This is a genomic window from Pseudomonas sp. S1_E05 (genome assembly GCF_056337105.1).
In genome coordinates this window covers 3,677,498-3,701,532 of sequence record NZ_JBFRHM010000001.1, presented here as the reverse complement: position 1 = coordinate 3,701,532, position 24,035 = coordinate 3,677,498, and the positions used below count along the sequence as shown (strand labels likewise).

Annotated in this window: 21 protein-coding genes and 1 pseudogene; 15 read left to right on the top strand and 7 right to left on the bottom strand. The window is 59.9% G+C overall.

Annotated features, from left to right (window positions below):
- Positions 1 to 204: 204 nt before the first annotated feature.
- Positions 205 to 414, bottom strand: a pseudogene (locus tag AB4N33_RS17190) (hypothetical protein); the annotation flags it as partial.
- Between the two features lie 20 nt (positions 415 to 434).
- Between AB4N33_RS17190 and cyoA the strand changes: the two are divergent.
- The 5 genes from cyoA to cyoE are packed head-to-tail and all read left to right on the top strand — an operon-like array spanning position 435 to position 5,272.
- Entirely contained in the window at positions 435 to 1,367 is a 933-nt protein-coding gene (cyoA, locus tag AB4N33_RS17185; RefSeq protein ID WP_460117874.1) for a ubiquinol oxidase subunit II, read from the top strand.
- Between the two features lie 3 nt (positions 1,368 to 1,370).
- On the top strand, positions 1,371 to 3,401 hold the full coding sequence (gene cyoB / locus AB4N33_RS17180; RefSeq protein WP_460117872.1) for a cytochrome o ubiquinol oxidase subunit I: 2,031 nt from the start codon (positions 1,371 to 1,373) through the stop codon (positions 3,399 to 3,401).
- Positions 3,402 to 3,404: 3 nt separating this feature from the next.
- A complete protein-coding gene (locus AB4N33_RS17175; RefSeq protein ID WP_460117870.1) occupies positions 3,405 to 4,031 on the top strand; it encodes a cytochrome o ubiquinol oxidase subunit III in 627 nt (208 codons plus the stop codon).
- On the top strand, positions 4,032 to 4,373 hold the full coding sequence (gene cyoD / locus AB4N33_RS17170) for a cytochrome o ubiquinol oxidase subunit IV (protein WP_368557154.1): 342 nt from the start codon (positions 4,032 to 4,034) through the stop codon (positions 4,371 to 4,373).
- Positions 4,374 to 4,384: 11 nt separating this feature from the next.
- Positions 4,385 to 5,272, top strand: a complete 888-nt coding sequence (cyoE, locus tag AB4N33_RS17165) for a heme o synthase (protein ID WP_460117868.1) — start codon at positions 4,385 to 4,387, stop codon at positions 5,270 to 5,272.
- Between the two features lie 60 nt (positions 5,273 to 5,332).
- Here the strand turns inward: cyoE and AB4N33_RS17160 are convergent, their stop codons facing one another.
- Positions 5,333 to 8,047, bottom strand: coding sequence for an RHS repeat domain-containing protein (locus AB4N33_RS17160; protein ID WP_476457837.1), 2,715 nt, complete (start codon positions 8,045 to 8,047; stop codon positions 5,333 to 5,335).
- Between the two features lie 130 nt (positions 8,048 to 8,177).
- On the bottom strand, positions 8,178 to 9,587 hold the full coding sequence (locus AB4N33_RS17155) for an aminotransferase-like domain-containing protein (protein WP_476457836.1): 1,410 nt from the start codon (positions 9,585 to 9,587) through the stop codon (positions 8,178 to 8,180).
- A gap of 148 nt (positions 9,588 to 9,735) precedes the next feature.
- On the opposite strand from AB4N33_RS17155, the gene AB4N33_RS17150 reads away from it, so the two are divergent.
- From AB4N33_RS17150 to AB4N33_RS17105, 10 genes are all read left to right on the top strand, one after another.
- Positions 9,736 to 10,836, top strand: coding sequence for a hypothetical protein (locus tag AB4N33_RS17150; RefSeq protein ID WP_476457835.1), 1,101 nt, complete (start codon positions 9,736 to 9,738; stop codon positions 10,834 to 10,836).
- A gap of 37 nt (positions 10,837 to 10,873) precedes the next feature.
- A complete protein-coding gene (locus tag AB4N33_RS17145) occupies positions 10,874 to 12,154 on the top strand; it encodes a biotin carboxylase (protein WP_476457834.1) in 1,281 nt (426 codons plus the stop codon).
- Between the two features lie 42 nt (positions 12,155 to 12,196).
- Complete coding sequence (locus AB4N33_RS17140; RefSeq protein WP_460140231.1) at positions 12,197 to 12,697, top strand: RidA family protein; 501 nt, start codon at positions 12,197 to 12,199, stop codon at positions 12,695 to 12,697.
- 82 nt (positions 12,698 to 12,779) lie between these two features.
- Positions 12,780 to 13,247 carry a cupin domain-containing protein gene (locus tag AB4N33_RS17135; RefSeq protein WP_476457833.1) on the top strand — a complete coding sequence of 156 codons (468 nt, stop codon included), beginning with the start codon at positions 12,780 to 12,782 and terminating at the stop codon, positions 13,245 to 13,247.
- Between the two features lie 190 nt (positions 13,248 to 13,437).
- Positions 13,438 to 14,085, top strand: a complete 648-nt coding sequence (yfcF, locus tag AB4N33_RS17130) for a glutathione transferase (protein WP_476457832.1) — start codon at positions 13,438 to 13,440, stop codon at positions 14,083 to 14,085.
- Between the two features lie 40 nt (positions 14,086 to 14,125).
- Positions 14,126 to 15,463: a KamA family radical SAM protein gene (locus AB4N33_RS17125; protein WP_476457831.1), complete on the top strand. Its 1,338-nt coding sequence runs from the start codon at positions 14,126 to 14,128 to the stop codon at positions 15,461 to 15,463.
- A gap of 24 nt (positions 15,464 to 15,487) precedes the next feature.
- Entirely contained in the window at positions 15,488 to 16,360 is an 873-nt protein-coding gene (locus AB4N33_RS17120) for a branched-chain amino acid aminotransferase (RefSeq protein WP_460117846.1), read from the top strand.
- A gap of 21 nt (positions 16,361 to 16,381) precedes the next feature.
- On the top strand, positions 16,382 to 17,140 hold the full coding sequence (locus AB4N33_RS17115; protein WP_460140227.1) for a TauD/TfdA family dioxygenase: 759 nt from the start codon (positions 16,382 to 16,384) through the stop codon (positions 17,138 to 17,140).
- A 59-nt stretch (positions 17,141 to 17,199) separates the two neighbouring features.
- A complete protein-coding gene (locus AB4N33_RS17110) occupies positions 17,200 to 18,159 on the top strand; it encodes a diiron oxygenase (RefSeq protein ID WP_476457830.1) in 960 nt (319 codons plus the stop codon).
- Between the two features lie 13 nt (positions 18,160 to 18,172).
- Complete coding sequence (locus AB4N33_RS17105) at positions 18,173 to 18,985, top strand: N-acyl homoserine lactonase family protein (RefSeq protein WP_476457829.1); 813 nt, start codon at positions 18,173 to 18,175, stop codon at positions 18,983 to 18,985.
- A 104-nt stretch (positions 18,986 to 19,089) separates the two neighbouring features.
- Here the strand turns inward: AB4N33_RS17105 and AB4N33_RS17100 are convergent, their stop codons facing one another.
- The 4 genes from AB4N33_RS17100 to AB4N33_RS17085 all read right to left on the bottom strand — a co-directional run bounded on the left by AB4N33_RS17100 (position 19,090) and on the right by AB4N33_RS17085 (position 23,912).
- Entirely contained in the window at positions 19,090 to 20,520 is a 1,431-nt protein-coding gene (locus tag AB4N33_RS17100; RefSeq protein WP_460140224.1) for an aminotransferase-like domain-containing protein, read from the bottom strand.
- A gap of 213 nt (positions 20,521 to 20,733) precedes the next feature.
- A complete protein-coding gene (locus tag AB4N33_RS17095; protein WP_460117837.1) occupies positions 20,734 to 21,438 on the bottom strand; it encodes a hypothetical protein in 705 nt (234 codons plus the stop codon).
- Between the two features lie 243 nt (positions 21,439 to 21,681).
- On the bottom strand, positions 21,682 to 23,199 hold the full coding sequence (locus AB4N33_RS17090) for a sensor histidine kinase (RefSeq protein ID WP_476457828.1): 1,518 nt from the start codon (positions 23,197 to 23,199) through the stop codon (positions 21,682 to 21,684).
- Entirely contained in the window at positions 23,196 to 23,912 is a 717-nt protein-coding gene (locus AB4N33_RS17085) for a response regulator transcription factor (protein ID WP_460117833.1), read from the bottom strand. The genes AB4N33_RS17090 and AB4N33_RS17085 overlap by 4 nt, the downstream gene beginning before the upstream one ends.
- Positions 23,913 to 24,035 lie beyond the last annotated feature (123 nt).

The following is a 24,035-nucleotide window of genomic DNA, read 5'->3' as shown; positions in this document are numbered from 1 at the left end:
TGCGAATCAATTTCGATAACATGGCGCACTTTTGCAGAATCGGTCAAGAATTGTTGCCGGTTTGGATATTAATTATTTCGGGATGAGACATGGTTTATGGATCGTCATATATCTACAATCGCCCGCACTGAATTCCCGGCACTCTCCCATTTCATCCAGGTGAATGAGCAGAGTAGGGCGTCGAGAGGCTGATGGCCTCATGCGAAGCCCCTGGTGTCGGTGCCTTCCAACTATCCGCACCAAATGGAATTGGTCTGTAACAAGGCCTTTGACCACGAATTCGAATAAGAACTCACCGCTAGCCCAGGATTTGTCGAACAGCGTCTGACGCGCGACGGGCCAGCCCTTATTCAATCCAAGAAAAATGCCAACCCTTGGCAGGGTGAAGTGTTGGCGATCAAAACCCAACTGCATTGCGCTTTAGAGGTCGTGAGATGAGTAAAAACAGGTACCCCAGATTACTAGGCCTCGTGCCGCTGCTCGGCACATTGTTGCTGGGAGGCTGCAACATGACCTTGCTCAATCCAACGGGCCAGGTTGGCCTGGAACAGCGAAACCTGATCATCACCGCGACGCTGCTGATGCTGTTGGTGGTGATTCCGGTCATCGTCATGACCTTCCTGTTCGCCTGGAAGTACCGCGCGTCCAACACTAACGCGACCTACACGCCGAAGTGGAACCACTCCACCAAGATCGAAATCGCGGTGTGGACTGTTCCGATCCTCATCATCATTGCCCTGGGTTACATCACCTACAAGTCGACCCACGAGCTGGACCCTTATCGTCCGCTGGATTCCGACGTGAAGCCGGTGACCATCGAAGTGGTCGCGCTGGACTGGAAGTGGCTGTTCATCTACCCGGAACAAGGCATCGCGACCGTCAACAAGATCGTGTTCCCGGCGCACACGCCGATCAACTTCAAAGTGACCTCCGACGCCGTGATGAACTCGTTCTTCATCCCGGGCCTGGGTGGCCAGATCTACGCAATGGCGGGCATGCAGACCAAGCTGCACCTGATCGCCGACCGTAATGCTGAAATGGAAGGCATCTCTGCCAACTACAGCGGCGCTGGCTTCACCGGCATGAAATTCAAGGCTACCGCCACTACCCAGGAAGAGTTCGATGCCTGGGTCAGCGAAGTCAAAAAGGCACCTAAAAAGCTTGAACAAGCTGAATACGCAGCCTTGGCCAAGCAGAGCCAGAACAACCCGGTCGAGCTCTACTCCTCGGTCACTCCGAACCTGTTCCAGATCATCGTCGACAAGTACGAAGGCATGAAACCAGGTCCGAAACTGAACCACGAGAAGAAAGAGAAAGAAGTGGCCGCCATGGACAACTCGCATCCAGCTGCCGGGGCAGAGGAGTAAACGATGTTTGGTAAATTAAGTTGGGAAGCGGTCCCGTTCCACGAGCCGATCGTGATGGTGACCATCGCCATGATCGCCCTCGGTGGTCTGGCGCTGTTCGCTGCAATCACCTACTTCAAGAAGTGGACCTACCTGTGGACCGAGTGGCTGACGTCGGTCGACCACAAGAAAATCGGCGTGATGTACATCATCGTCGCCATGGTCATGCTGCTGCGCGGCTTTGCCGACGCCATCATGATGCGTACCCAGTTGGCCATGGCCACCGAAGGTTCGCCTGGCTACCTGCCGCCTGAACACTATGACCAGATCTTCACCGCTCACGGTGTGATCATGATCATCTTCATGGCGATGCCATTCTTCACCGGCCTGATGAACCTTGCAGTGCCGCTGCAGATCGGCGCACGTGACGTTGCCTACCCCTTCCTGAACTCCCTGAGCTTCTGGCTGCTGGTTTCCGGCGTGGTGCTGATCAACCTGTCCCTGGGCGTCGGCGAATTCGCCAAGACCGGTTGGGTTGCCTATCCGCCGCTGTCGGGCCTGCAATACAGTCCGGGCGTGGGGATGGATTACTACATCTGGGCGCTACAGCTATCGGGGCTCGGGACAACGCTGACGGGGGTCAACTTCCTGGCCACCGTGCTGAAAATGCGCACCCCTGGCATGAAACTGATGGACATGCCGATCTTCACCTGGACCTGCACCTGGGCCAACGTCCTGATTGTGGCTTCGTTCCCGATCCTGACCGCTACCCTGGCGCTGCTGACGCTTGACCGTTACATGGATTTCCACATTTTCACCAACGAACTTGGTGGCAATCCGATGATGTACGTCAACCTGTTCTGGGCGTGGGGTCACCCTGAGGTGTACATCCTGATCCTGCCGGCGTTCGGTATCTTCTCCGAAGTGATCTCGACCTTCACCGGCAAGAAACTGTTCGGCCACCACTCGATGATCTACGCCTCGGGCGCGATCTCGATCCTGGGCTTCATGGTCTGGCTGCACCACTTCTTCACCATGGGTTCGGGTGCCAGCGTCAACGCCTTCTTCGGCCTGGCGACGATGCTGATTTCCATCCCGACGGGTGTGAAGCTATTCAACTGGCTGTTCACCATCTACCAGGGCCGTCTGCGCTTCACCAGCCAGGTGATGTGGACCCTGGGCTTCATGGTGACCTTCGCCATCGGCGGCATGACCGGCGTACTGCTGGCCATTCCGGGTGCTGACTTCGTGCTGCACAACAGCCTGTTCGTGATCGCTCACTTCCACAACGTGATCATCGGCGGCGCGGTATTCGGCTACATCGCCGGTTTCGCCTTTTACTTCCCTAAAGCGTTCGGCTTCAAGCTGCACGAAGGTTGGGGCAAGGCAGCATTCTGGTTCTGGATCACCGGCTTCTTCGTTGCATTCATGCCGTTGTATGTCCTGGGCTTCATGGGCATGACCCGTCGCCTGAACGCCACCACCAACCCTGAGTGGGTGCCGTACCTGTACGTCGCCATGTTCGGTGCGGTGATGATCGCCGTGGGTATCGCTTGCCAGTTGATTCAGCTCTACGTGAGTGTGCGTGACCGCAACAAGCCAGAGAACATGTGCGAACACGGTGACCCGTGGAATGGCCATACCCTGGAATGGTCGACTTCGTCGCCACCACCGTTCTACAACTTCGCCGTGCTGCCAAAAGCCGACGTGGTCGATCCGTTCACCGAAGCCAAGGAAAACGGCACTGCGTACCAGGCTCCGGCCAAGTACTCGCCGATCCACATGCCAAACAACACCGCTACTGGTGTGGTCATGGGCGCTCTGCTGACCGTGTTCGGTTTCGCGATGATCTGGCACATCTGGTGGTTGGCCATCGCCAGCCTCGCCGGCACCGTTATCTACTTCGCGATTCACGCGGCCCGTGATGATCAAGGCTATATGGTGCCGGTCGACGTGATCGAGCGCATCGAAGCCGAGCAGCACAAGCGTCTGGTAGCAGCAGGGAAAATCCCGGCCACTGCCACCCGTGTTGAAACCTCGTTGGAACAGGCTTAAACCATGTCGAACTTAGTGACCAATGCTGGACACACCCATGTCGATGAACATGGGCACGATGACCATCACCACGACTCGGGCGAGATGACCGTATTCGGTTTCTGGCTCTACCTGATGACCGACTGCATTCTGTTTGCGTCGATCTTCGCGGTATACGCGGTACTGGTTAACAACGTAGCGGGTGGCCCGTCGGGCCACGACATCTTCGAACTGCCATATGTACTGGGCGAAACCGCTCTGCTGCTGTTCAGTTCGATCACCTACGGCTTCGCCATGCTGGCGTTCTTCCGTGGCAACAAGAAGCAGGTGCTGGGCTGGTTGGGCATGACCTTCCTGTTCGGCCTGGGCTTTATCGGCATGGAGATCAACGAGTTCCACCTGCTGATCTCCGAAGGCTACGGCCCTAGCCGTTCCGGCTTCCTGTCCGGCTTCTTCACCCTGGTCGGTACCCACGGTCTGCACGTGACCAGCGGTCTGATCTGGATGGCGATCATGATGTACCAGGTCCAGAAGAAAGGCCTGACGGCGACCAACAAGACCCGTCTGAGCTGCCTGAGCCTGTTCTGGCACTTCCTGGACGTGGTCTGGATCTGCGTATTCACCGTTGTTTACCTGATGGGGACTATGTAAATGGCTAACCCAGCTCACTCCCACAATGGCCACGACGAAGCCGGCCACGGCAGCGTCAAGTCCTACGCCATTGGCTTCATCCTGTCGGTGATCCTGACCCTGATCCCGTTCGGTCTGGTGATGTACCCGACACTGCCGAAGTCGATCACGCTGATGATCGTCCTGGCGTTCGCCGTGATCCAGGTGCTGGTGCACCTGGTGTACTTCCTGCACCTGGACCGTTCGCAGGCGCAGCGTAACAACGTGATTGCCTTTGTGTTTGCCGCGATCGTGATTGTCCTGCTGGTTGGCCTGTCGCTGTGGATCATGTTCAGCATCCACACGTTCATGATGGCGAAGTGAGGTAAGTCCGCATGTCCTTGAAGCACTTTATCCAAATCACCAAACCGGGGATCATTTTCGGTAACGTGCTTTCAGTGGCAGGCGGATTTTTCCTGGCCTCTAAGGGCCATGTCGATCTGGCGGTGTTCCTGGCGGCCATGATCGGTACTTCGTTGGTGGTGGCTTCCGGTTGCGTGTTCAACAACTGCATCGACCGCGACATCGACGTCAAGATGGAACGCACCAAGAACCGGGCGCTGGTCCAGGGTCTCATTTCCCTGAAACTGGCGCTGGTTTACGCGACCATCCTGGGTGTCGCCGGCGTAGCGTTGCTCTACACCGTGGCCAATCCACTGGCAGCATTGTTTGCCGTGATCGGCTTCATCATCTACGTCGGCTTCTACAGCCTGTACCTCAAGCGCAAGTCGGTTCACGGCACGCTGGTGGGCAGTCTGTCGGGAGCGATGCCGCCGGTGATCGGCTACGTCGCGGTGAGCAACACCTTCGACATGGCCGCGCTGACCCTGCTGGTGATGTTCAGCCTGTGGCAGATGCCGCATTCCTACGCCATCGCGATCTTCCGTTTCAACGACTACCTGGCGGCCTCGATTCCGGTGCTGCCTGTGAAGCGCGGGATCCAGACGGCGAAGAAGCACATCCTGCTCTACATCCTGGCCTTCCTCGTGGCGACCTTGATGCTGACCTTCAGCGGCTACGCCGGCATGAGCTACCTCGCCGTCGCCGCCGCCATGGGCATGTACTGGTTGTACATGGCCTGGACCGGCTACAAAGCGGTGGATGACACGGTCTGGGCACGCAAGCTGTTCGTGTTCTCGATCTTCACCATTACCGCGTTGAGCGTGATGATGTCCCTGGACTTCAAAGTGCCGACCGAATTGCTGCTGACGTACGCGCACTAAGCGTCAGTTGCATGAGAAAAAAACCGCCCCTTGAGAGGGGCGGTTTTTTTATGGGCGCACCTATCGCAGGGATCGTTGGGCTGGCGTGGAGAGGAACGCTCTCTTCACACTGCGCCATGCGCTGTGAGCTACTCGGGATATCGGGTGGCGACCCATGCGTCGCAAGTCTCGTTCGGTTTCCCTGTAGAGGGCCTCGTATTTTTCCCTGTGTAAGGTCTCCATCGACTTCCTGCGACTGGGTGCAACGGTGATCGCAATCGAGTTTACATCCACCTTCCTTTGGGTATCTCGACTGACCACGATCTCGATGGCGGTCGCTTGCAGGCCAAGCGCATCCAGAATCCGTTGGGTAGACCGCCCATTATTCTTGCTGGCCAGGAAACGATCGAGCAAGCCTTCACTGCCACCTTTCTGCAACGAGGCTACGTACTCATCCTTGACGTCCCAGCGAACGATGAGTTTGGGCAGGACACCATGGAAGTCGTTCGCCGTCGAGATGATTCGGTACTGTTCGAGCGTCACGTCGGTAGCATGGACTTTGGTATCAGGGGCCCGATAGTTTTCCATCAGCCTCCAGCGTCCTGACAGGAATTCGTTCTCGAAGCGGTACGTTCCGCTCTCGTGTTTGTAGGCAGAGTAAACGGTATGTTGTCCTTCCCTGCTGTGAGTAAATTCCTCATCAACGGCTTTCTGCCGAGTCTGGGCGTCAGCAATGCTCAGGTCCCGGCGCCTGAATGGCCGTGAATCCTTGGGATATCCAGGCTCATCAGCACCCGGGAGATCATGAATATTTTCCTGGAAATCGCTAGGGTTCCGGCCGTCCACGTCACGAAAGCGCAGTGGATTGTTGCGCACCATCCGATACAGGTTCAGCCCGTCGATATCCCCCGCCGGGTCCGGGTTGATCCAGCGATTGAGCCACGGCGCGTAATAGCGCGCGTCAAAGTAGTAAAGCCCGGTCGGATCTCGTTCGCGGCCTGAATAACGGATCGTCTTGCCGCTGGCATGGGTCTGGCTTTTGGCCGCCCACCACGCGCTGCCGCCTGTGGGGTAATAGCCCTCGTGGCTGATCACCTCGCCGTCTTCATCGAGCTCCAGGGCGCAACTGCCCAGGTGATCGTCGACGCTGAAACGCGACTGCACGGGCGGCAAGGCCCGACGACCGTTTTCCCGCCATTGCAGTTGTTGCATCCGGCCGCGCCCGGTTTGCACCGAAATGACGTGCAGCACCTCGCCGGTGGCGGTGTCGCGTCGGATCTCCAACCCCGGCAGGTAGACGACTTGCGCGACATGCACGGCGGCCTTCGCCTGCTTGACGCTTATCTTGCGGACACGCTGGCCGTCACCGTGGTAGACGAACACGTGCTCATCATCGCCGCTGTCGCGGGTCACCTGGGTCACGCGTTGCAGTTGATTGCGGGCGTCCCACATCAAACCCTGTGTCCCCTCCAGGCACAGCAGATTGCCGTTGAGGTCAAAACTGGTGTCCAGGTCCGGCGGGTTGCTCGCATCGGCCATGTACAGGCTGCGATTGCTGTGTGCGGCGATCTTCATCACTCGTGTTGGCGCATCACCGTGCTTGAGCGTGCACATATTGCCAGCGGCGTCGTAGGTATAGAGCTGCCGATAATTGCGCAGGCGACTGGCGTCGCCCGCACCCGGTACGACCAATTCCGGCAGGCCCGGTTGGATGGAGGCCAACACGCTTTCCCGGCCCGTTGCCTGCACTAGCTGATCGAGGCTGTCGTACTGGTACGTGTTCACCGGGTCGATCTGCTGCGCGTCAAACCACTGGGTCGGTTGCGCCTTGTCTTCAATGCTCAACACGTTACCCACGGGGTCCTGGGTCATGTGCAGGTCCTGGAGGACCTTGTCGGGACGTGCCGTATGCAGGTGCACCAGGCGACCGCTATCGGCCTCATAAATCGTCTGGGTGGTGACTCGATTGCCGGTCGTTTGGGATTCGATCTGGCCCGCGACGTTGTAACGGGTGTCGCTGATGACGACTTGCCTGGCTTCGCCCTGCGGGATGAGGTCAACGTGTGCCAGTTGCCCCGCAACGTCGTAAGAAAAACACTGCTCGTTGCCGGCGGCGTCGACCTGGCTGAGCACCGCGCCCAACGCATCGTGGCGCCATTGCGTGAGAAACGGCGGGCCCGGCTCCAATAACGCATCGCGCTCGGCCAACGAGGCAGGCCAGTCGGGTGAATCGAGCTCCTTGAGCAACTGTTGGGTCTGCGCAACGTTGCGCCCGGATACGTCATAGTGAACGAATAGCCTTTTACCGGCGGTGTCATCGTGGCGGACCAGCCGGCCCCGGCAATTGTTCGAGTCGTCGCTGCCGGCATAAGTAAAGCGTTCGACGCACCTGGGCGCAGCGGGTGGCAACTGTTCATGCACGCTGAGCGGACGCATCAGTGGGTCGTAAGTGATCTGCCGAAAGGCGCCGCGCCCATCCCAACGCTCCTGTACCTGGCCGCCGCTGCCGAACAGCTCTGCGCACCAGCCGGCATCCACGCTGTCGAGGTTCAGTACCTGGCCGGACAGGCTGAGGTGCCGGCGCTGATTGGGCGTGCCGGACTCACCTTCCAGCGCCCCTAGCCGCGCATCCCATCGCGCGCGTATTCGCCCGGCAGCGTCGTAAGCCTGTCGCTCGGTGCGCGTTTGCGCAGGATCGCTGTCCTTGCCCCGGTAATAGGCCACGCTCGCCACGTGCAATTGGCGAGGATCGGTGACGGTCAGCGTGGGCGTATTCCAATGAATGGATGAGGTCATTGGGCGCGTCTCCAGAGGTGGAGCGCTAAGTGTAGTTGCGATGCAGCAAGTCCGCGGCTGGGCGAAAATGCCGGGAATGAACGTCCACGGGGATTGTTTTATCGTGGGGCGCCGCCATCGCCCAGGGCTCTTAACGGTCGAGCAACCGAAAAAACCGCTCCCGCACCTGGAAATTATCACTGTGCGCCACATTGAACCGCATGAACTGGCTCGCCTGCGGGGCCTTGCTCAGTAAGGTGCCGGGGGCCAGGACCAGGTCGATGTCCATGCCTTTGAGCGCGAGTGTTTCGGCATGCAGCCCATCGGGCAGGCGCGTCCAGATGTACAGGCCTTCATGGGGTCGTGATGACACCGAGCAGCCGGCCTCGATCAGCCAGCCGGACACGCGACTGCTCGATTCGTAGAGCCGGTCCAAGGTGCGACGGGTGTGCTTGGCGTAGCTGCCATCGCTGAGCATGGTGCAGACGATCTGTTCGGCCAGTTCCGACGTCATGCCGCCGCAGGCCATTTTCAGGGTGACCATCCGGGCCGCCAGTTGTGGCGACAGCACGGCGAAGCTGACGCGGCTGTTGGCCGTCAGGGTCTTGGAGAAACCGGAGATGTACGTGACGTTGTCCAGCCCGCCTGCGGCCAGGCGCGGGGTCATGCGCTGTTGCAGGTCGCAATACAAATCGTCTTCGACGATGTGGAAGCCATAACGATGGCTCAACTCCAGCAAGCGATACACCTGGGCCGGGGAGAACGAGTGGCTGGTCGGGTTGTGAAGAACGTTGTTGGTCAGGTAGAGCACGGGGCGCTGGCTGCTCACCAAATGCTCGAAGGCCTCCATGTCCATGCCGTCGGCACTGCGTGGAATGGTGATGACCCGGGCGCCGTGCAACGCCAGGTTGGTGTGCATGGTGATGTAGCAGGGGTCGTCGAGCAGCACCGTGTCGCCGGGTTTGACCAGCAGGCGCATCAGCATGTCGATGGCCTGCACGGTATTGGCCGTGGTCACGATCTGGTCCAGCGGGACCTCGATGCCGATGGCCGCCAGTTTGACGCGCAGTGCCTCACGCAATGGCACGTAGCCGGCGGCGACGCCGTATTCGCCCATCTGCAGCGATGCGGCGCGCAAGGTGCCGCGCACGGCCTTGAGCAATTCTTCGGCGGGCAGCCAGGACGAAGGCAAGAAGCCGGCGCCGGGGCGCAGGGCGCCGGTGTCCTGCAGCACGGCGCGACGCACCACGCTCAGGGTGTCCTGGGGTTGCAGGTCGGGGCCGGCATCGGTCTTGATCGTCAGCGTGGAGCGGTGCACGTAATGCCCCGAACCTTGGCGCGACACCACCAGTCCCTTGGCCCGTAGTCGGTCCAGCGCATCGACTACCGTGGATTTGCCCACGTTCATCAACTCGGAAAGTTCGCGAATCGGCGGCAGTCGCGAGCCATGAGGCAGCCCGCCCTGACTGATCGCTACCGACAATTGATCGACGATCTGCTGGACCAGCGGCACCCCCGGCTGGAACTCGAAGGCGGCGATCACAGCGCGCTGAACCTGCATTTTACTGGTCCTTTTGGCAGTAAAGTTCGTTTGATTCTATACGAACTTACTCTGATGAAAACAAACGGCTCTCTCTACCATCACCTCACAGACTACCCAGATTGTCGGCGCTCGTCGCCTGGACAATCGCTGGTTCCAGAGGTGTTGCATGAGCGTTCAAACAACGGCGGCCGTCGCCAAGCCGGTGATCAACGTCCGGCTGTTCCTGATCCGCATCATCACGGCGGTGTCGCTGTTCGCAGTACTGGGCAAGGCCAACGTGTGGCTCGATACGGCCACCAACAGCATCCTCGCCCTCGGGTATCGGGCGTTGCTGTTGCTCTTGCCGTTGACCTTGCTGGTGCTGGGCCGGCGTTCCCTGAGCGTGACCCTGACGTGCGCGGCCCTTGGCCTGGTGTTGTTGGCCGTTACCAGCAACCAGGGTGTGGTGATGTTCGCCGCGGCGTTGTTCGCCTACGGCATTGCGATTGCCGGCTACCTGATCAAGAGCGAAGCGGCGCAAACCAAGGAAGGCGCGGCGTACAACCGCGTGGCGATGAACATGGGCAGCCTGCTCGCCGGGCTGATCCTGCTTTCACCGCTGCTCACTCCGAGCATGTTCTTCCTCGGTGCGGCGGCGTTCGTCCTGCTGTGCCTGCCGATCGCGGCGGGTGCGACCTTCACCTCCCAGCCGGCGGTGACGAGCCCGGTCACCGTTGATGGCAGCGGCTGGCGCAACAAACTGCCGTGGGTGATCGCCGGCATCATCATGGGCATCAAGTTGTTTGGCGTGTTCTCGATCCTGCCGCAGGCAATCCTCCTGGAAACCGGTGAGTTGCCCGCCTGGTACGGCCTGATGCTGATACTCAACAGCGCCGTGGTGGTGTTTGCCCAGGTGCCGATGATGAAGCTGATCGAGCGCACCGGGCGCTTCAAGGTACTGGCGGTGATCGGGATCATTGCCGGCGGTTTTGCGGTGCTGTCGTCACCGGCGGCGTTCCACGTCCAAACCCTGGCCGGCGCGCTGATCTGGGTGGCGCTGCTGTCCCTCGCCGAATGTGCGTTCAGCTACCTCGACTACTTCTCGGTCAAGCAAAACAACATGTTCATCAAGGAAGTCTCCCTGGGCATCGGCGCCGGGCTGACGGTGCTCGTCATGCGGGTAGTGCCGATGCCGTACAACGCGTTGTTGCTGGCTGCCATCGGAGCTGCGGGCATCCTGGCGTGGTACTGGTTCAACCGTAAATCCATTGCGTCGCTGCATGACTGAACGTCTGCATCTTTCTTCTCCACAGGTCGGAGGCTTCATGAATACGACGTCATGCGTAGTAGTGGTCGGGTACAACGGCAATCGGGTACACGATATCCGCAAGCTGCGCGACCTTTGCAAGGCGCTCTATAACGCCCGGCTGATCCTGGTCGTCGAACGGATCCAGGCCGATGACGACCAGGTGGCGGATCACGTCTGCACGGCCTCGATGGCGACGCAGGACATCGCCGACTCGGTGGATCTGGTGGCCGGTTGCCTGGGCGTCGACCACTGGAAGCTGATAGGCGTCCTGCCGTTTTCCGACCGTGGCGTGCTGCTGGGGGCGGCCTTGGCGACCCATTTCGGCTTGCCTGGCATTACCTCCGGCGAGGCACGGGCGGGCCTGGACAAACAAATCTTTCGCCAGCTCGAAGTGGCGGTCGACCATGCGCCACAGGGTTACCGCCCGGTGTTCTCCGCTCGGGTCGAAAGCCTTGGCGAGCTGCGCCAGCGGGTGGTCGAGCTGGGCGGTAAAGCGTTCATCAAGCCGGCATGCGAAGGGGCGAGCCGGGGCTGCCGGGTGATTCATCATCCGTCCGAATGCGATGAGGTTTGGCAGGCGCTCAAACCCTACCGCGAGGGTGGCATTGTCCTCGAGGAGTTGATTCAGAACGCCCGGGAATATAGCTGGGATTATGTGGCGGGCAGCACCTGGGTCACTGAGAAAACCACCACCGAAGGTGCCTATCGGGCAGAGATCCAGCAAGTCGTACCGGCGCCGCTGGCCACGGATGTCCAGGCCCGCCTGGCTGCTGCCGGCCGACATATGGCCGGACTGGTGTCGCTGGACAACGGCGCCTATCACAACGAAATCTTCCTGCGCAGCGACGGCCTGACCTCGGCAGTGGAAACCAACATGCGCCCCGGCGGCATGCATATCTGGGACCTGGCGCGGTTGGCATTCGTCGACTTCGATCCCTGGGAGCGCTGGGTCAGGTGGGCCGTCGAAGGCACGGTCGAGCCTCACGATCCAGTGGCGCGTGGTTATTGCGGCATCCGCCTGTTGCGGGCGCCGGCCGGTGGTTTGTTGCGCTCGTTACCGGACATCGACGCGCTGGCCCGGGAGATGAACATTCAACTGGTCGAGGCGCTGTACAGCAAACGACTCGGTGATTCGGTCACCGCCCTGGTGAGGGACAACACCTCTTTTATCGGCCACATCGTGCTGTTCGACGAAGACTACGCGGCACTCAGCGCCAACCTGTTGCGCCTTGCCGAAGCCATCGAGTCGCGTGTCGAAATCACCGCACTGGCGGCACCGGCGAGAGCCGTGGGTTGAGTCGTCGGTATATCAAGTTTTGGGACAAGAGGATCGGTTCAGATGATTGTGCAAACAAAAATGTCTTGTGATGAACGCTTCATTGCCCTGGCAAAGGAACTCGACTACGACATTTACGGAGAGAACACCGTGGGCGGGCATTACTCGCCGCTGGTGAGGCATCACGATGAGCTGTACGTCAGTGGCCTGGTGCCGCGCACGAACGGCAGGATCCAGTATCCGGGCCGGGTAGGCTTGGAGCTCGGCATGGCGGACGCCCAGGCAGCGGCCAGCATCAGTGCCATGCGTGGCCTGGCGCTGATCGTCGACACCATCGGCTCTCTGGACAAGATCAAGTCGCTGATTCGCATCACGGTCTACGTAAAATGCACCGCGGATTTCGTTGACCTCAGCGAGGTGGCCAACGGTGCATCGGATGTCTTCAGCCACGTGCTGGGCGATGCCGGAAAACATACCCGCACCACGGTCGGGGTGTATCAGTTACCGAAGAATGCGGCTGTTGAAGTTGACATGATTGTGGCGCTTCGGCCGTCGGTTATATAAGTGTTAGTTGCCTGGCTTTACAGTGACTGATTGTTCGCCTAGTGTCTTGTCACTTGAGTCGATAATAAGTCGGTGTCTACAGATGAATAACACAAAAGGTGGTTTTTTTTCGTATAAGGATTTTCGCCAGAGCCTGGCTAATCCACCGATCAGTGCCAAAGTCTGGAAGGACAGCGAACTGGCCGACATTCGCCGCAGTCTGGGATCCAGCGAGATCGATATCGTCGCGCTGGCTCATGACAACAGTGTCGAAGGCTGCAAGCTGACGCCAGGGATGGCGGTGTCCATGCAATGGTTGAAGCCCGGTACGGCACTCAATGGCCATGCCCATTCGTGGTGGCACCTGTTCATCATCCAGTGCGGCAGTGGCGCGCTGACCCTGGGGGATGCCGATGCAGTCAGCGTCAGCCAGGGTGATGTCCTGCTGGTGCCCGCCTGGACCCGGCACGGTTTCGTCAACACCAGCGCCACCCAGCCACTGGCTATGCTCAACCTGAGCAACATGCCGCAAATCGCCCAGCTCTCCAGCTCAACAGACGCCGTGGCCTGATTTCCCCCCGCCCAGTTTTGCCCCGCTGCCTGCCAGGGAGTCCGCATTCGCCGACTCCCTTTTTGTTATTGGCAGACATTTTCTGTATCCGTATAAACAGATAATTTCTGTATCTGTTCAGACTTTAACCATCTAAATACGATCGCTCCCAAGGCAACGGATTATTGTGCTTAATGCAAGGGAGCGTTCTATGGAAAGTTCAAAGTTGAAGTTGTATGTTGGCGCCGATTTTGTCAGCGCCTTTGCGATGTCGGCATTTGTGGCGCTAAAGGAAAAGCAACTTTCATTTGAACTTGTCACGCTGGATTTAAAAGCGCGTGAGAACTATCAAGCCAGTTACCGTAATGTGTCGTTGACCTGCAAGATCCCGACCCTCGTGCACGAAGGTTTTGCCCTCTCGGAATCTTCCGCCATTGGCGAATACCTCGAAGAACTCGCGCCCGGGCATCCAAAGTTGTATCCCCAAGGCATCCAGCAACGTGCCCGTGCCCGTCAGCTACAAGCCTGGTTGCGCAGTGACCTGCTGGTGATCCGCAAGGAGCGCCCGGCTGATCTCATTTACTTCGGCAAAAAGAACACCGCGCTGTCCGACGACGCCCAGGCCGCGGTCGCCCGGTTGTTCTTCGTCGCCGAGCAGTTGCTGGAGGAGGGTGCCGATCATCTGTTCGGCAACTGGAGCATCGCCGACACCGATCTGGCGATCATGCTCAACCGCCTGGTGGCCAACGGTGATCCGGTGCCTGAACGTTTGGTGACCTACGTCCGTCGACAGTGGGACCGCGACAGTGTTCGCGCATGGATGGACATGGAGCGCGTAGCGCCAGCCATTGCCCCTTGAATCACCCGGATTTCGTGAGGCAATCACCAGGAGCGCTGCCATGCAAGGACTGGAGCAAGAACGATACAAAGCCTACAACTCACGCACCATACGCGACACGCCGTATTGGCAGAAACTGACACCCGCGTTGCAGGAAGCCATGGACGTGGTGGCGCGGGTCATGCCGTTTAGAACCAACGAATACGTGCTGGGCACGTTGATCGACTGGAACAACATTCCGGACGATCCGATGTTCCGCCTGACCTTCCCGCACAAGGACATGTTGCTGCCCGAAGAATATGCGTCGCTCAAGCAGTTGATCGAGCGCGACGATGCCGTCGCCATCAAGCGGCGGATCGAAGCGATCTGGCTGCGCATGAATCCGCATCCGGCCGGGCAACTCACGCACAACGCAGCAACTCTCGACGCAAAAGTCCTGCCGGGCCTGCAGCACAAGTACCGCGAGACCGTGCTGTTTTTCCCCGGCGCCGGGCAGACCTGTCACGCCTACTGCACCTTCTGTTTCCGCTGGGCACAGTTCATCGGCGAGGAAGAGCTCAAGTTCAACGCGCGTGAATCACAGGAGCTGGTGAATTACCTGCGGGTGCACACCGAGGTTACCGACGTGCTGATCACCGGGGGCGATCCGATGATCATGAACACCCGGTCGCTGGCAGGTTACATCGAGCCCTTGCTCGCGCTGCCGCACCTCAAGAGCATTCGTATCGGCACCAAAGCCGTGGCGTACTGGCCGCAACGTTTTGTCAGCGACAAGGATGCGCCGCAGCTGCTGGAGCTGTTTGAGCGCATCGTTGCAGCCGGCAAGCACCTGTCGGTGATGGGCCATTACAACCATCCGGTGGAGATCCGCCAGGACATTGCCCGTCAGGCCATCGAGCGAATCCGCTCGACCGGCGCGACTTTGCGCATGCAGGCGCCGGTGATCCGCCACATCAACGAAAACCCCGCCGACTGGGCTGCGTTATGGACCGAAGGCGTGCGGCTTGGGGCGGTGCCCTATTACATGTTCGTCGAGCGCGATACCGGGCCCAGCCACTACTTCGCGATGCCGCTGGCGCGGGCGTTCGAGATTTTCCAGGCGGCCTACAGGACCGTGTCAGGGCTGGCGCGCACGGTGCGCGGACCGTCCATGAGCACCTTCTACGGCAAGGTGTTGATCAACGGCATTGAGGTGGTCGCCGGGGAAAAGGTCTTCGTGCTGCAGTTCCTCCAGGCCCGCAATCCGCAGTGGGTATTGCGCACCTTTTATGCGCGCTTCGATCCGCTTGCGACCTGGTTCGATCAGTTACGACCTGCGTTTGGCGAGGCGTCGTTCTTCTTTCAACTGCCGCCGGCAAACGCGCCTGAATTGATACCGGTCCTGCTGGAAACGGCGTAGGACGATTCACCTGGAGACAAGGACATGAGCAGTATCGGGTTTGATCAGCGAGAAGGTTTTATCTGGCTCGACGGTGAGTTTGTCGAGTGGTCCCAGGCACGGTTGCACGTGCTGACCCACGGTCTGCATTACGCGAGCACCGTGTATGAAGGCGAGCGTGTCTACAACGGCAAGGTCTTCAAACTGCGCGAACACAGCGAGCGGCTGTATCGCTCGGCGCACCTGATGGATTTCGTCATCCCCTTTGAACGGGCCGAGCTGGAGTCGGCCAGCCATGAATTGCTGCAACGCAACAGCGTGGTCGACGGTTACCTGCGCCCCGTAGCATGGCGTGGCAGTGAAATGATCTCCACCTCGGCGCGTTTCAACCGTGTGCACGTGGCGATCGCCTGCTGGCAATGGCCGAGCTACTTCGATCCGGCGGCGCGCATGGCCGGCATCCGCCTGAAGACGGCGGCTTGGCGACGCCCGCCACCGGATACCAGCCCGTTCGAAGCCAAGGCCTCGGGGCATTACCAGATCGCCACGTTGAGCAAGCACGACGCGGAAAATCACGGCTATCACGATGCGCTGATGCTCGACTGGCGCGGTCATGTGGCCGAGGCCACCAGTGCCAACGTGTTTTTCGCCAAAGGCCGGACGCTGCACACGCCCAAGCCGGATTGTTTTCTCGATGGGATCACCCGCCAGACCGTCATCGAGCTGGCCAGGGCGCTGGATTACCAGGTGGTCGAACGCAGGATTCTTCCCACCGAGCTGGGTGATTTCGACGAGTGTTTTCTCACGGGCACCGCCGCCGAAATTACCCCAGTGCAGAGCATCGACGAGCAGCACTACCGACCGGGCACTGCCTGCCGCGACTTCATCGCCGCGTACACCCAAACCGTTAACGCCTGATAAACCACCAGGAACACCACCATGTCAGATCAAGGGACTCTTGTGTCTACACCTTACGTTTCGCTCGGCCATCGCCAAGAGGAATTGGCCTCGCGCGGCTGGACGGTGCTGACTGCTGGCGAATTTGCCTACGATGTTGTCGGCACATTGCAGGCGTTCGGCCGGATCATTCCGCAATTCAATGGGCAAACTGCCTACCCCATCACCCGTAAGCCAGGGTATGAAGCCTTGCCGTATTCCCAGAGCATGAATGGCATTGGCCCGCACACCGAGGCGCCGGTCTACGGCCCGCCGCCGCGTTACCTGGCGCTGCATTGTCATCAGCAGGCGACCTGCGGCGGTGGGCATACCGGGTTGGTGGACGGCATCGAGTTCCTGGCCCATCTGGAGCGCACCGAACCGGAATTGCGCGAGTGGCTCGACGAAACCCCGGTGGAATTTGTGGCCACCGCCAAACCGGGGGAAGCGGCACAGACGCGGGTCAAGGAATACATCCTCACGCCTACAGAAGATGGGGATATTTTCCGCTTCAGCTACAACCAGTTTCACTACGGCGATGTGAACCCGTCCGAGGAAGACCTGCAGCACTCGAACGTGACGAACAGCCGCTCGCCACTGGCCCGTTTTGCGACCCTGGGGGAAGCCTGGTTCGTCGAGCACAACACGCCGGTGCTGATCCCCGATGGCTGCATGTTGATCTGGGATAACTGGCGCATGATCCACGCCCGCAGCCGATACACCGACCCCGGACGAAACCTGACCCGCTACTGGCTGGCCTGACTCCCACTTTTTCCATTGGCGTACCCCTTACCGGGTACGCGTCCTACAGGTATCGCCTCATGCAAACAGCAATCGAGATCGCCAAGGTCGATCATCAACTGGTGGTCCGCCTCAACCAGGCCTGGACCCGACGCGCCACGGTGTGTTCGCCGGACAAGTCTGCCGTCGACGAAGTGTTCGATCCCGCTCGTCCGGATTATCCAGAGTGCATGGTGCCGTTTTTCCACCACCCGGAGTTCCAGGCGCTGGATGACGAGCTGAAAAGCAACGTCGTGACCTGGGGCTGGATTGGCTACAACCTGCGCACCGTGACCGCTGAAGAGCACGTGGTTAATCCGGCACTGAGCGTCATCGCCAACCAGTATCTGGGAAAGGACAACTGGCATTTTCGCGAGGCGATGCAACAGACACTGATCGACGAGCACTACCACACCCTCATGCACCTGCGAGCCATCGAGCGGACCCGAGAGGACCGTGCGCTGAACCACGACCTGGACCTGCCACCCTCAGTCACCTACCTGCGCCTTGTCGCATTGCAGCAAACCCTGACCGAACAATGGCAGCGCGACCTGGCGGCGATCACCTTCGCGGTGGTGGCCGAGATCAGCGTCAACGCCTACCTGGATCTCCTGGCCGATGACCAGAGTATCCAACCGCAAAACCGCCGGGTTGCCGAACTGCACAACCGCGACGAATATGCCCACAGCAAGGTACTCGCCGAAGTGGCGAAGGTCATGTACGCCAACATGGAATCCGAGCAACGGGTGTTTTTCACACAGACCCTGTCGGTAGCGCTGAGTGCATTCGTGGCACAGGACTACTCGATGTGGGAGGCGATCCTGACCCAACTGGGTGTCGCGCAGGCGGAGCGGATCATTGCCGACACCCGCGAGAGCAACCGGAACGCCACGATCATGCGTGACTACAGCGGGCTACAGCGGTTGGCCGAGGATCTGGGCATCCGCGACCAGATCGATTTCGACTTCCGACCGACACACAAATCGGCTGCCGTGGCCTGATCAGGAGATGAATATGTCCGTTCCTGAGTACGAAGTGTTCGCCATTCGCGTCGGCGCCAATGCCCAGCGCACGGCGCGGGAGAACTTTCTTTACGACGCCTGTTGTGGTGATCCGAACGCCTCGATGCCGCTGGATTACTACTTCTGGGTCATCCGCAACCCGCAGCAGGTGATCGTGGTCGACACCTGTTTCCAGCCGGCCACGGCGGATCGGCGCAACCGACAGATGTATTGCCTGCCGGAACAATCCCTACGCCAACTGGACATAGATCCGTCGCACGTCGAGAACCTGATCCTCACCCATTTGCACTGGGATCATGCCGGCAACCTGGGGTTGTTTCCCAACGCCACGGTGCATTTGCAGGAAGCCGAATTGCGTTTCTGCACCGGTCCGAAAATGGCACACCGTACGGTGAACAAAACCTATGAGGTGGAGGATGTGATGTCGGCATTGCCGCCGCTGTTCGAGGGGCGGTTGCGGTTGCATGGTGGCGTGGTCGAAGTGGCGCCGGGTGTGACGCTGCACCCGGTGGGCGGCCACACGCCGGGCAGCCAGGTGGTGCGGGTCAACACTGCACGCGGGTGGATTGTCCTGGCCTCGGATGCGGCGCATTTGTGGGCGAACATCCGCGAACGCAGCCCGTTTCCGATTCTGGATGACCTGGCGCAGACGCTGGAGGCGTTCGATGTGATCGACGCGCTGGCGGATGGCGAGGACCACGTCATTCCTGGGCATGATCCGCTGATCGCCGAGCGATTCCCGCGTTGGAATGGTGAGCCGCACATTATCTGTTTGCATCAAGCACCAATGCTCCACCCCCTGTAGGAGCGAGCGTGCTCGCGATGGAGGCCAACGATAACGCTGGCTGCCTGACACCCTGTGGAGTCCCGGCCACCATCGCGAGCGTGCTCGCTCCTGCAGCGAGGTGTTCAGGTCGGGTTTTTTAACATCTGCCCCAACGTCGCCAGCGCCTCATCGATCTTCGGCGAATACGGCATCCCGCAGCCGATCCGCACGAAATGATTGAAGCGTTGGTTGTTGGAAAAGACATCCCCAGGCGAGATCTGGATCCCCACCTTGAGCGCTTCATGGAACAGCCTCATGGATGAACAGTGTGGTGGCAGTTCCACCCACAGCAACGCGCCGCCCCGAGGTTCGCTGATGCCGGTGCCTGCCGGGAAATAGCGTGTGATCGATTCACTCATCTGCTGGCGTTGTAGCGTCAGGGTTTTTCTCAACCGGCGCAGATAACGTTCGTAGGAGGGTGTTTTCATGAACGCGCTCACCGCCAGTTGCGTCAACGCTTCGCAACCTCGGGACTGCGTGTGTTTGAGCATCTCGACGCGTTCGTGCCATTTCCCCCCGCTGATCCAGCCCAGGCGCATGCCCGGTGCCAGGGTTTTATTCAATGAGGCGCAATGGATCACGTTATCGCTGTGGTCCCAATGCTTGAGCGTCGACAGCGGCTGATCGGTCTCCACCAGGTCGCCGTAAGTGTCGTCTTCGATCAGCACCGTGCCGTGCTCGGCGCACAGTTGCACCAGCCTGGCCTTGTTAGCGTCGGGCATGATGCTGCCCAGCGGATTTTGCAGGTTCGGCATGACGACCACGGCGCGTATGGGCTGCGAGCCTTGCAGCAGTTGCTCCAACGCCAGCAGGTTGATACCCGATTGCGCCGTTGCCGGAATTTCCTGCACGTGCAGGTGGAGGCTCTCGAGAATCTGCAGCAGTCCATAGAAGGTCGGTGACTCCACGGCCACCGTGTCACCGGGATGGCTGACCGCGCGCAGCGCCAGCGTGAGAGCTTCAGTGGCGCCGTTGGTGATCACGATTTTCTCCGCGGGCAGAATGGCTTTGGCGGTCAGCGCACGTCGAGCGAGGACATTGCGCAACGCAAGGTTGCCGCAGGTCGAGCCTTCTGTATCAAGTAAATGCGCGTCCCGACGCAGCGCCTTGATCATCTGGTCCTGCAAGGTCTTCAAGGGGTAGAGCGATGGCGCGCAGTAGGCAGTGGCGAAATTGACCTTTACCGCCGCCTGCTCGCTGGCCTTGAACACCGATGACACCTGCGGGTGAATGCCCAGGTAAACACTGGTGTCCAGGGGCGGGGCAGGTGTGATCGCAACCTGTCTGGGCGAGGTGTCTGGCTGGCGAATGTAGTTGCCCGAGCGCGGTCGCGCTTCGAGGACGCCGCAGTCCTCAAGTTCGCGGCAAACCTGCACGGCCGTCGACAGGCTGACGGCATGTTTCTCCATCATCAGCCTGATAGAGGGGAAACGTTCACCGGTTTTCAAGGTGCCGCTTCGGATCGCGTCGAGATAGTGGTTGGCCAACTGACGGTACAAGGGCGTGGTGTGCATGATGACCTCAGCAATCGCACCACTGAAGTCTTGGGCTGGAAAGAAAGTCGATGTTCCCCGCAGGCGGACCCGTGGTGCTCAAGGGTGAAGGGAAGTGTTTAAGCATGTGTCGTTACTGTGAGAGTAATCGGGCTTTGGCAGGAATCGCGGGCAATAAAAAGCCCCGCTCTAGGGCGGGGCTTTCAGTCCGACGGTGGCGGGACTTCGAGGGAGTTACTGCGCGGTGATGCTATAGCCGTCGAAGGCTGTTTGCTGTTGGAGCGCGGTGATGATGTTCTTGCGGTTGACCGCTTGTTCGGTGCCCGCATTATCCAGGAAGGTCTCGCTTTCAAGCTCGGCTTCATCGCCTTCACCGACGAATGCAAAGCCGAGGAATTCCAGCGCTTCACGGTCAACGCTCAAGCGCGAGCGCGGGGTGCGCAGGGGCAGGGTGACACTGATGCCGTCCTTGCTGATGGTGAACACTTCGGCTTCTTTTTTGACTCGGGCAGCCTTGCTCTTGCCACCGCTCGGGTTGCTGATGGCCTGATGCGTCTGGTTCAGCACTTTGAGTGCCAGGCCGTAGACGATTTCCTGGAACGCCGGGTCGTCCTTGAACGCAGACAGGATGCGGCTGATCGGGAATTTGCTGCTCAGGTCTTCCAGCGCCGCCGTATCGGCTGCTTCGGCATCCTTGAGCTGTTTGAGCTGGCCCATCAGTTCATAGGCGGTATCGTCATCAAAGCGGTCATGCGCCTGGCGAATCGCGGCACGCAGCTCGCGAATCTGGTCACTTTCCCGAGTGGACTGGAAAGCGTCCAGCACCATCTCGCTAATGGTCTTGGCCTGGGACACATGTTGTGAAAGATTGATGGAGTTTTCGTATTCCGCTTTGGACGACAGGGTGACTACGGATTCAGCGGTATTGGAATCGGACATTGAAATTTCACTACTTATTTCAGCTTGAATAGAGACGAGAAAGCGCGCGGGCTTTTTCCGGCCGACTAATCTATTGGACCGGGGCGGGGTTGTCACCCCTGTAGGAGCGAGCCTGTCGAAACGTCGAAACGTCGCGATGGTCGTGAACGATGACGATGGCTGGCACCCTGCGGCGTCCTTGAGTCCATCGCGGACAAGTCCGCTCCTACAGGGGATGCGTTATCCCCGTTCCCACGATGGGGTTTACAGGGTTGGGGTGTTGAGGTTCATTGATCGCACTGCCCACTGTTCCGCTGTCTGTTGGTTTACCGCCAATGTGAAGCGAAAGGTCGCGCCGCGCCCGGGCACGTCGACCAGCTGGATATCGCGGCCATGCAATTGCAGGATCCGGTGCACGATCCTCAGCCCCAGTCCGCCGTCACGGCGCGCGCCGCCGATGTTGAACGGCCGCAGGAACAAGCCTTCGCGCAGTTCCGGGGCGATACCCGGGCCGGTATCGCTGACGGTCACCTCAATGAAAGCTCCCTGAGGTCGCAGGCTCAGTTCGATTTCTCCACCCTGCGGCGTATGGCGCAAGGCATTGTCGAACAGGTTGGTCAGCACCCTTTCGATCAAGCCCAGGTCGGCGCAGGCTGCCGCCACGTTGGGGGCGAAACTGGCCTTGAGCTCCACTTGGCGCGCCTCGGCGGTCAGTTCGAATTTCTGAAAAATGTCCTGAACCAGATCGGTCAGCGAAAAGCGCTCAAGCACCGGTTGCACAAAACCGTGTTCGAGCCTTACCAGTTCCAGCAGTGACTGCGCCAGGCCGCCTACCTTGCGGCTCTGATCCAAGGCGATGCCCAGGTAACGCCGCCGGTCGGCTGGGGACAGCGTCGTATCCTTCAGCGACAGGGTCTCCAGATAACCATGCAATGAAGCCAGCGGCGTACGCAGGTCATGGGAAATGTTCGCGACCAGTTCGCGTCGCTCCTGATCCTGGCGGGTCAGCGAGCGCCACTGTTCGCTAAGCCGTGCCTGCATCTGGCGGAAAGTCGCATCGAGAATGGCAATTTCGTCGTGGCTGGCGATCTTTTCCACAGGGAGTGCGGCAGCGGCTGCCATTGGCGTGCCATCAATGTCGAACCGGCTGACGGTTTCCGTCAAGCGGCGCAACGGCCGGGTGATCAACGCGAACGCGGTGAGACCTGCGATCAGGCAAAGCAGGGCGACCAGGGCGATGGACAGCAGTGCAGTGTTGAGGGCCGCGCTGGTGGCACCGCGTTCGGCCAGGCGATCATGATCTTCGCCCAGTAGCACCACATAGAGATAGCCGGCGGCTTTGCCGTCAACCTTGAGCGGCGCAGCACTGAACACCTTACGGGCATCGACGCTGCGCGGGTCGTCGCCCAGGATCGGCAGGGCATCGCCCTTGAGCAGGCGCTGGATAGGCGCCAGGTCGACACGCTCGCGGTGAATCCGTCCTTCGGGCGCCGCGCTGCCGACGATCTTGCCCTCGGTGTCGAGCAGATACACCTCGACACTCGGGTTGACCAGCATCAGCTTGCTGAACAGATCACGCACGGCATTGGGCATCAGGCCCTGGGTGTCCATCAGCACGGTGTCGCGGGCGATGTGCTGGGCGAGGTCGCGTGACAACCCCTGCACCACTTCCTGCTCGTGCATCTGGTTGGAGCGCACCTGCATCCATGCCGACGTGCCGCAGCACACCAGCAACAGCACGGCGAATACCAGCGACAAACGCTGCGTCAGGGTCAGCCTCATGGCTGTTCATCCGGGGCGGCGAATTTGTAACCCCGACCCCACACCGTGAGGATGCGCATCGGGTCTGCCGGGTCGGCCTCGATCTTGGCGCGCAGGCGGTTGATGTGGGTATTGACCGTGTGCTCGTAGCCTTCATGGCTGTAGCCCCACACGGCATTGAGCAGGTCCATGCGCGAGAACACCTTGCCTGGCTGGCGGGCGAAGAAATAGAGCAGGTCGAACTCCCTTGGCGTGAGGTCCAGTCGCCGGCCATCGAGGGCGACCTCGCGGGTGATCGGGTCGATGGACAGTCCGTCGATGATCAAGCTGCCGGCGTCCATCTTCAGGTTGCGCGCCATGGCGTCCACTCGCCGTAACAACGCCTTGACCCGGGCCACCAGCTCGAGCATGGAGAAGGGTTTGGCCAGGTAGTCGTCGGCACCCAGCTCCAGCCCGAGAATCCGGTGCACCTCACTGGAGCGCGCACTGGTGATGATGATCGGTGTGTAGCGGGCCATGGCGCGAGCGCGCCGACAGATTTCCAGGCCGTCGACACCCGGCAGCATCAAATCGAGAATCAATGCGTCCCAGCTTCCTTGCTCCAGCCGTCGCATACCTTCGTTGCCGTCGGCGCAGTGCACCACCTCGAACTGCTCGTCACGCAGGTGCAGGCAGATAAGGTCGGCGATATGCAGGTCGTCCTCGACCACGAGAACGCGTTTGGTCTGTTCCATCCAGTTCAATCCTTCGACGCAATGGGCACATTGTGCGGGTTTTCCAACGCCAGAGTTATCACGAATTATTTAACTTCTCGTGAGGATTTGGCGATCAACTCAAGCCTAGGCTGTGTTCCACGA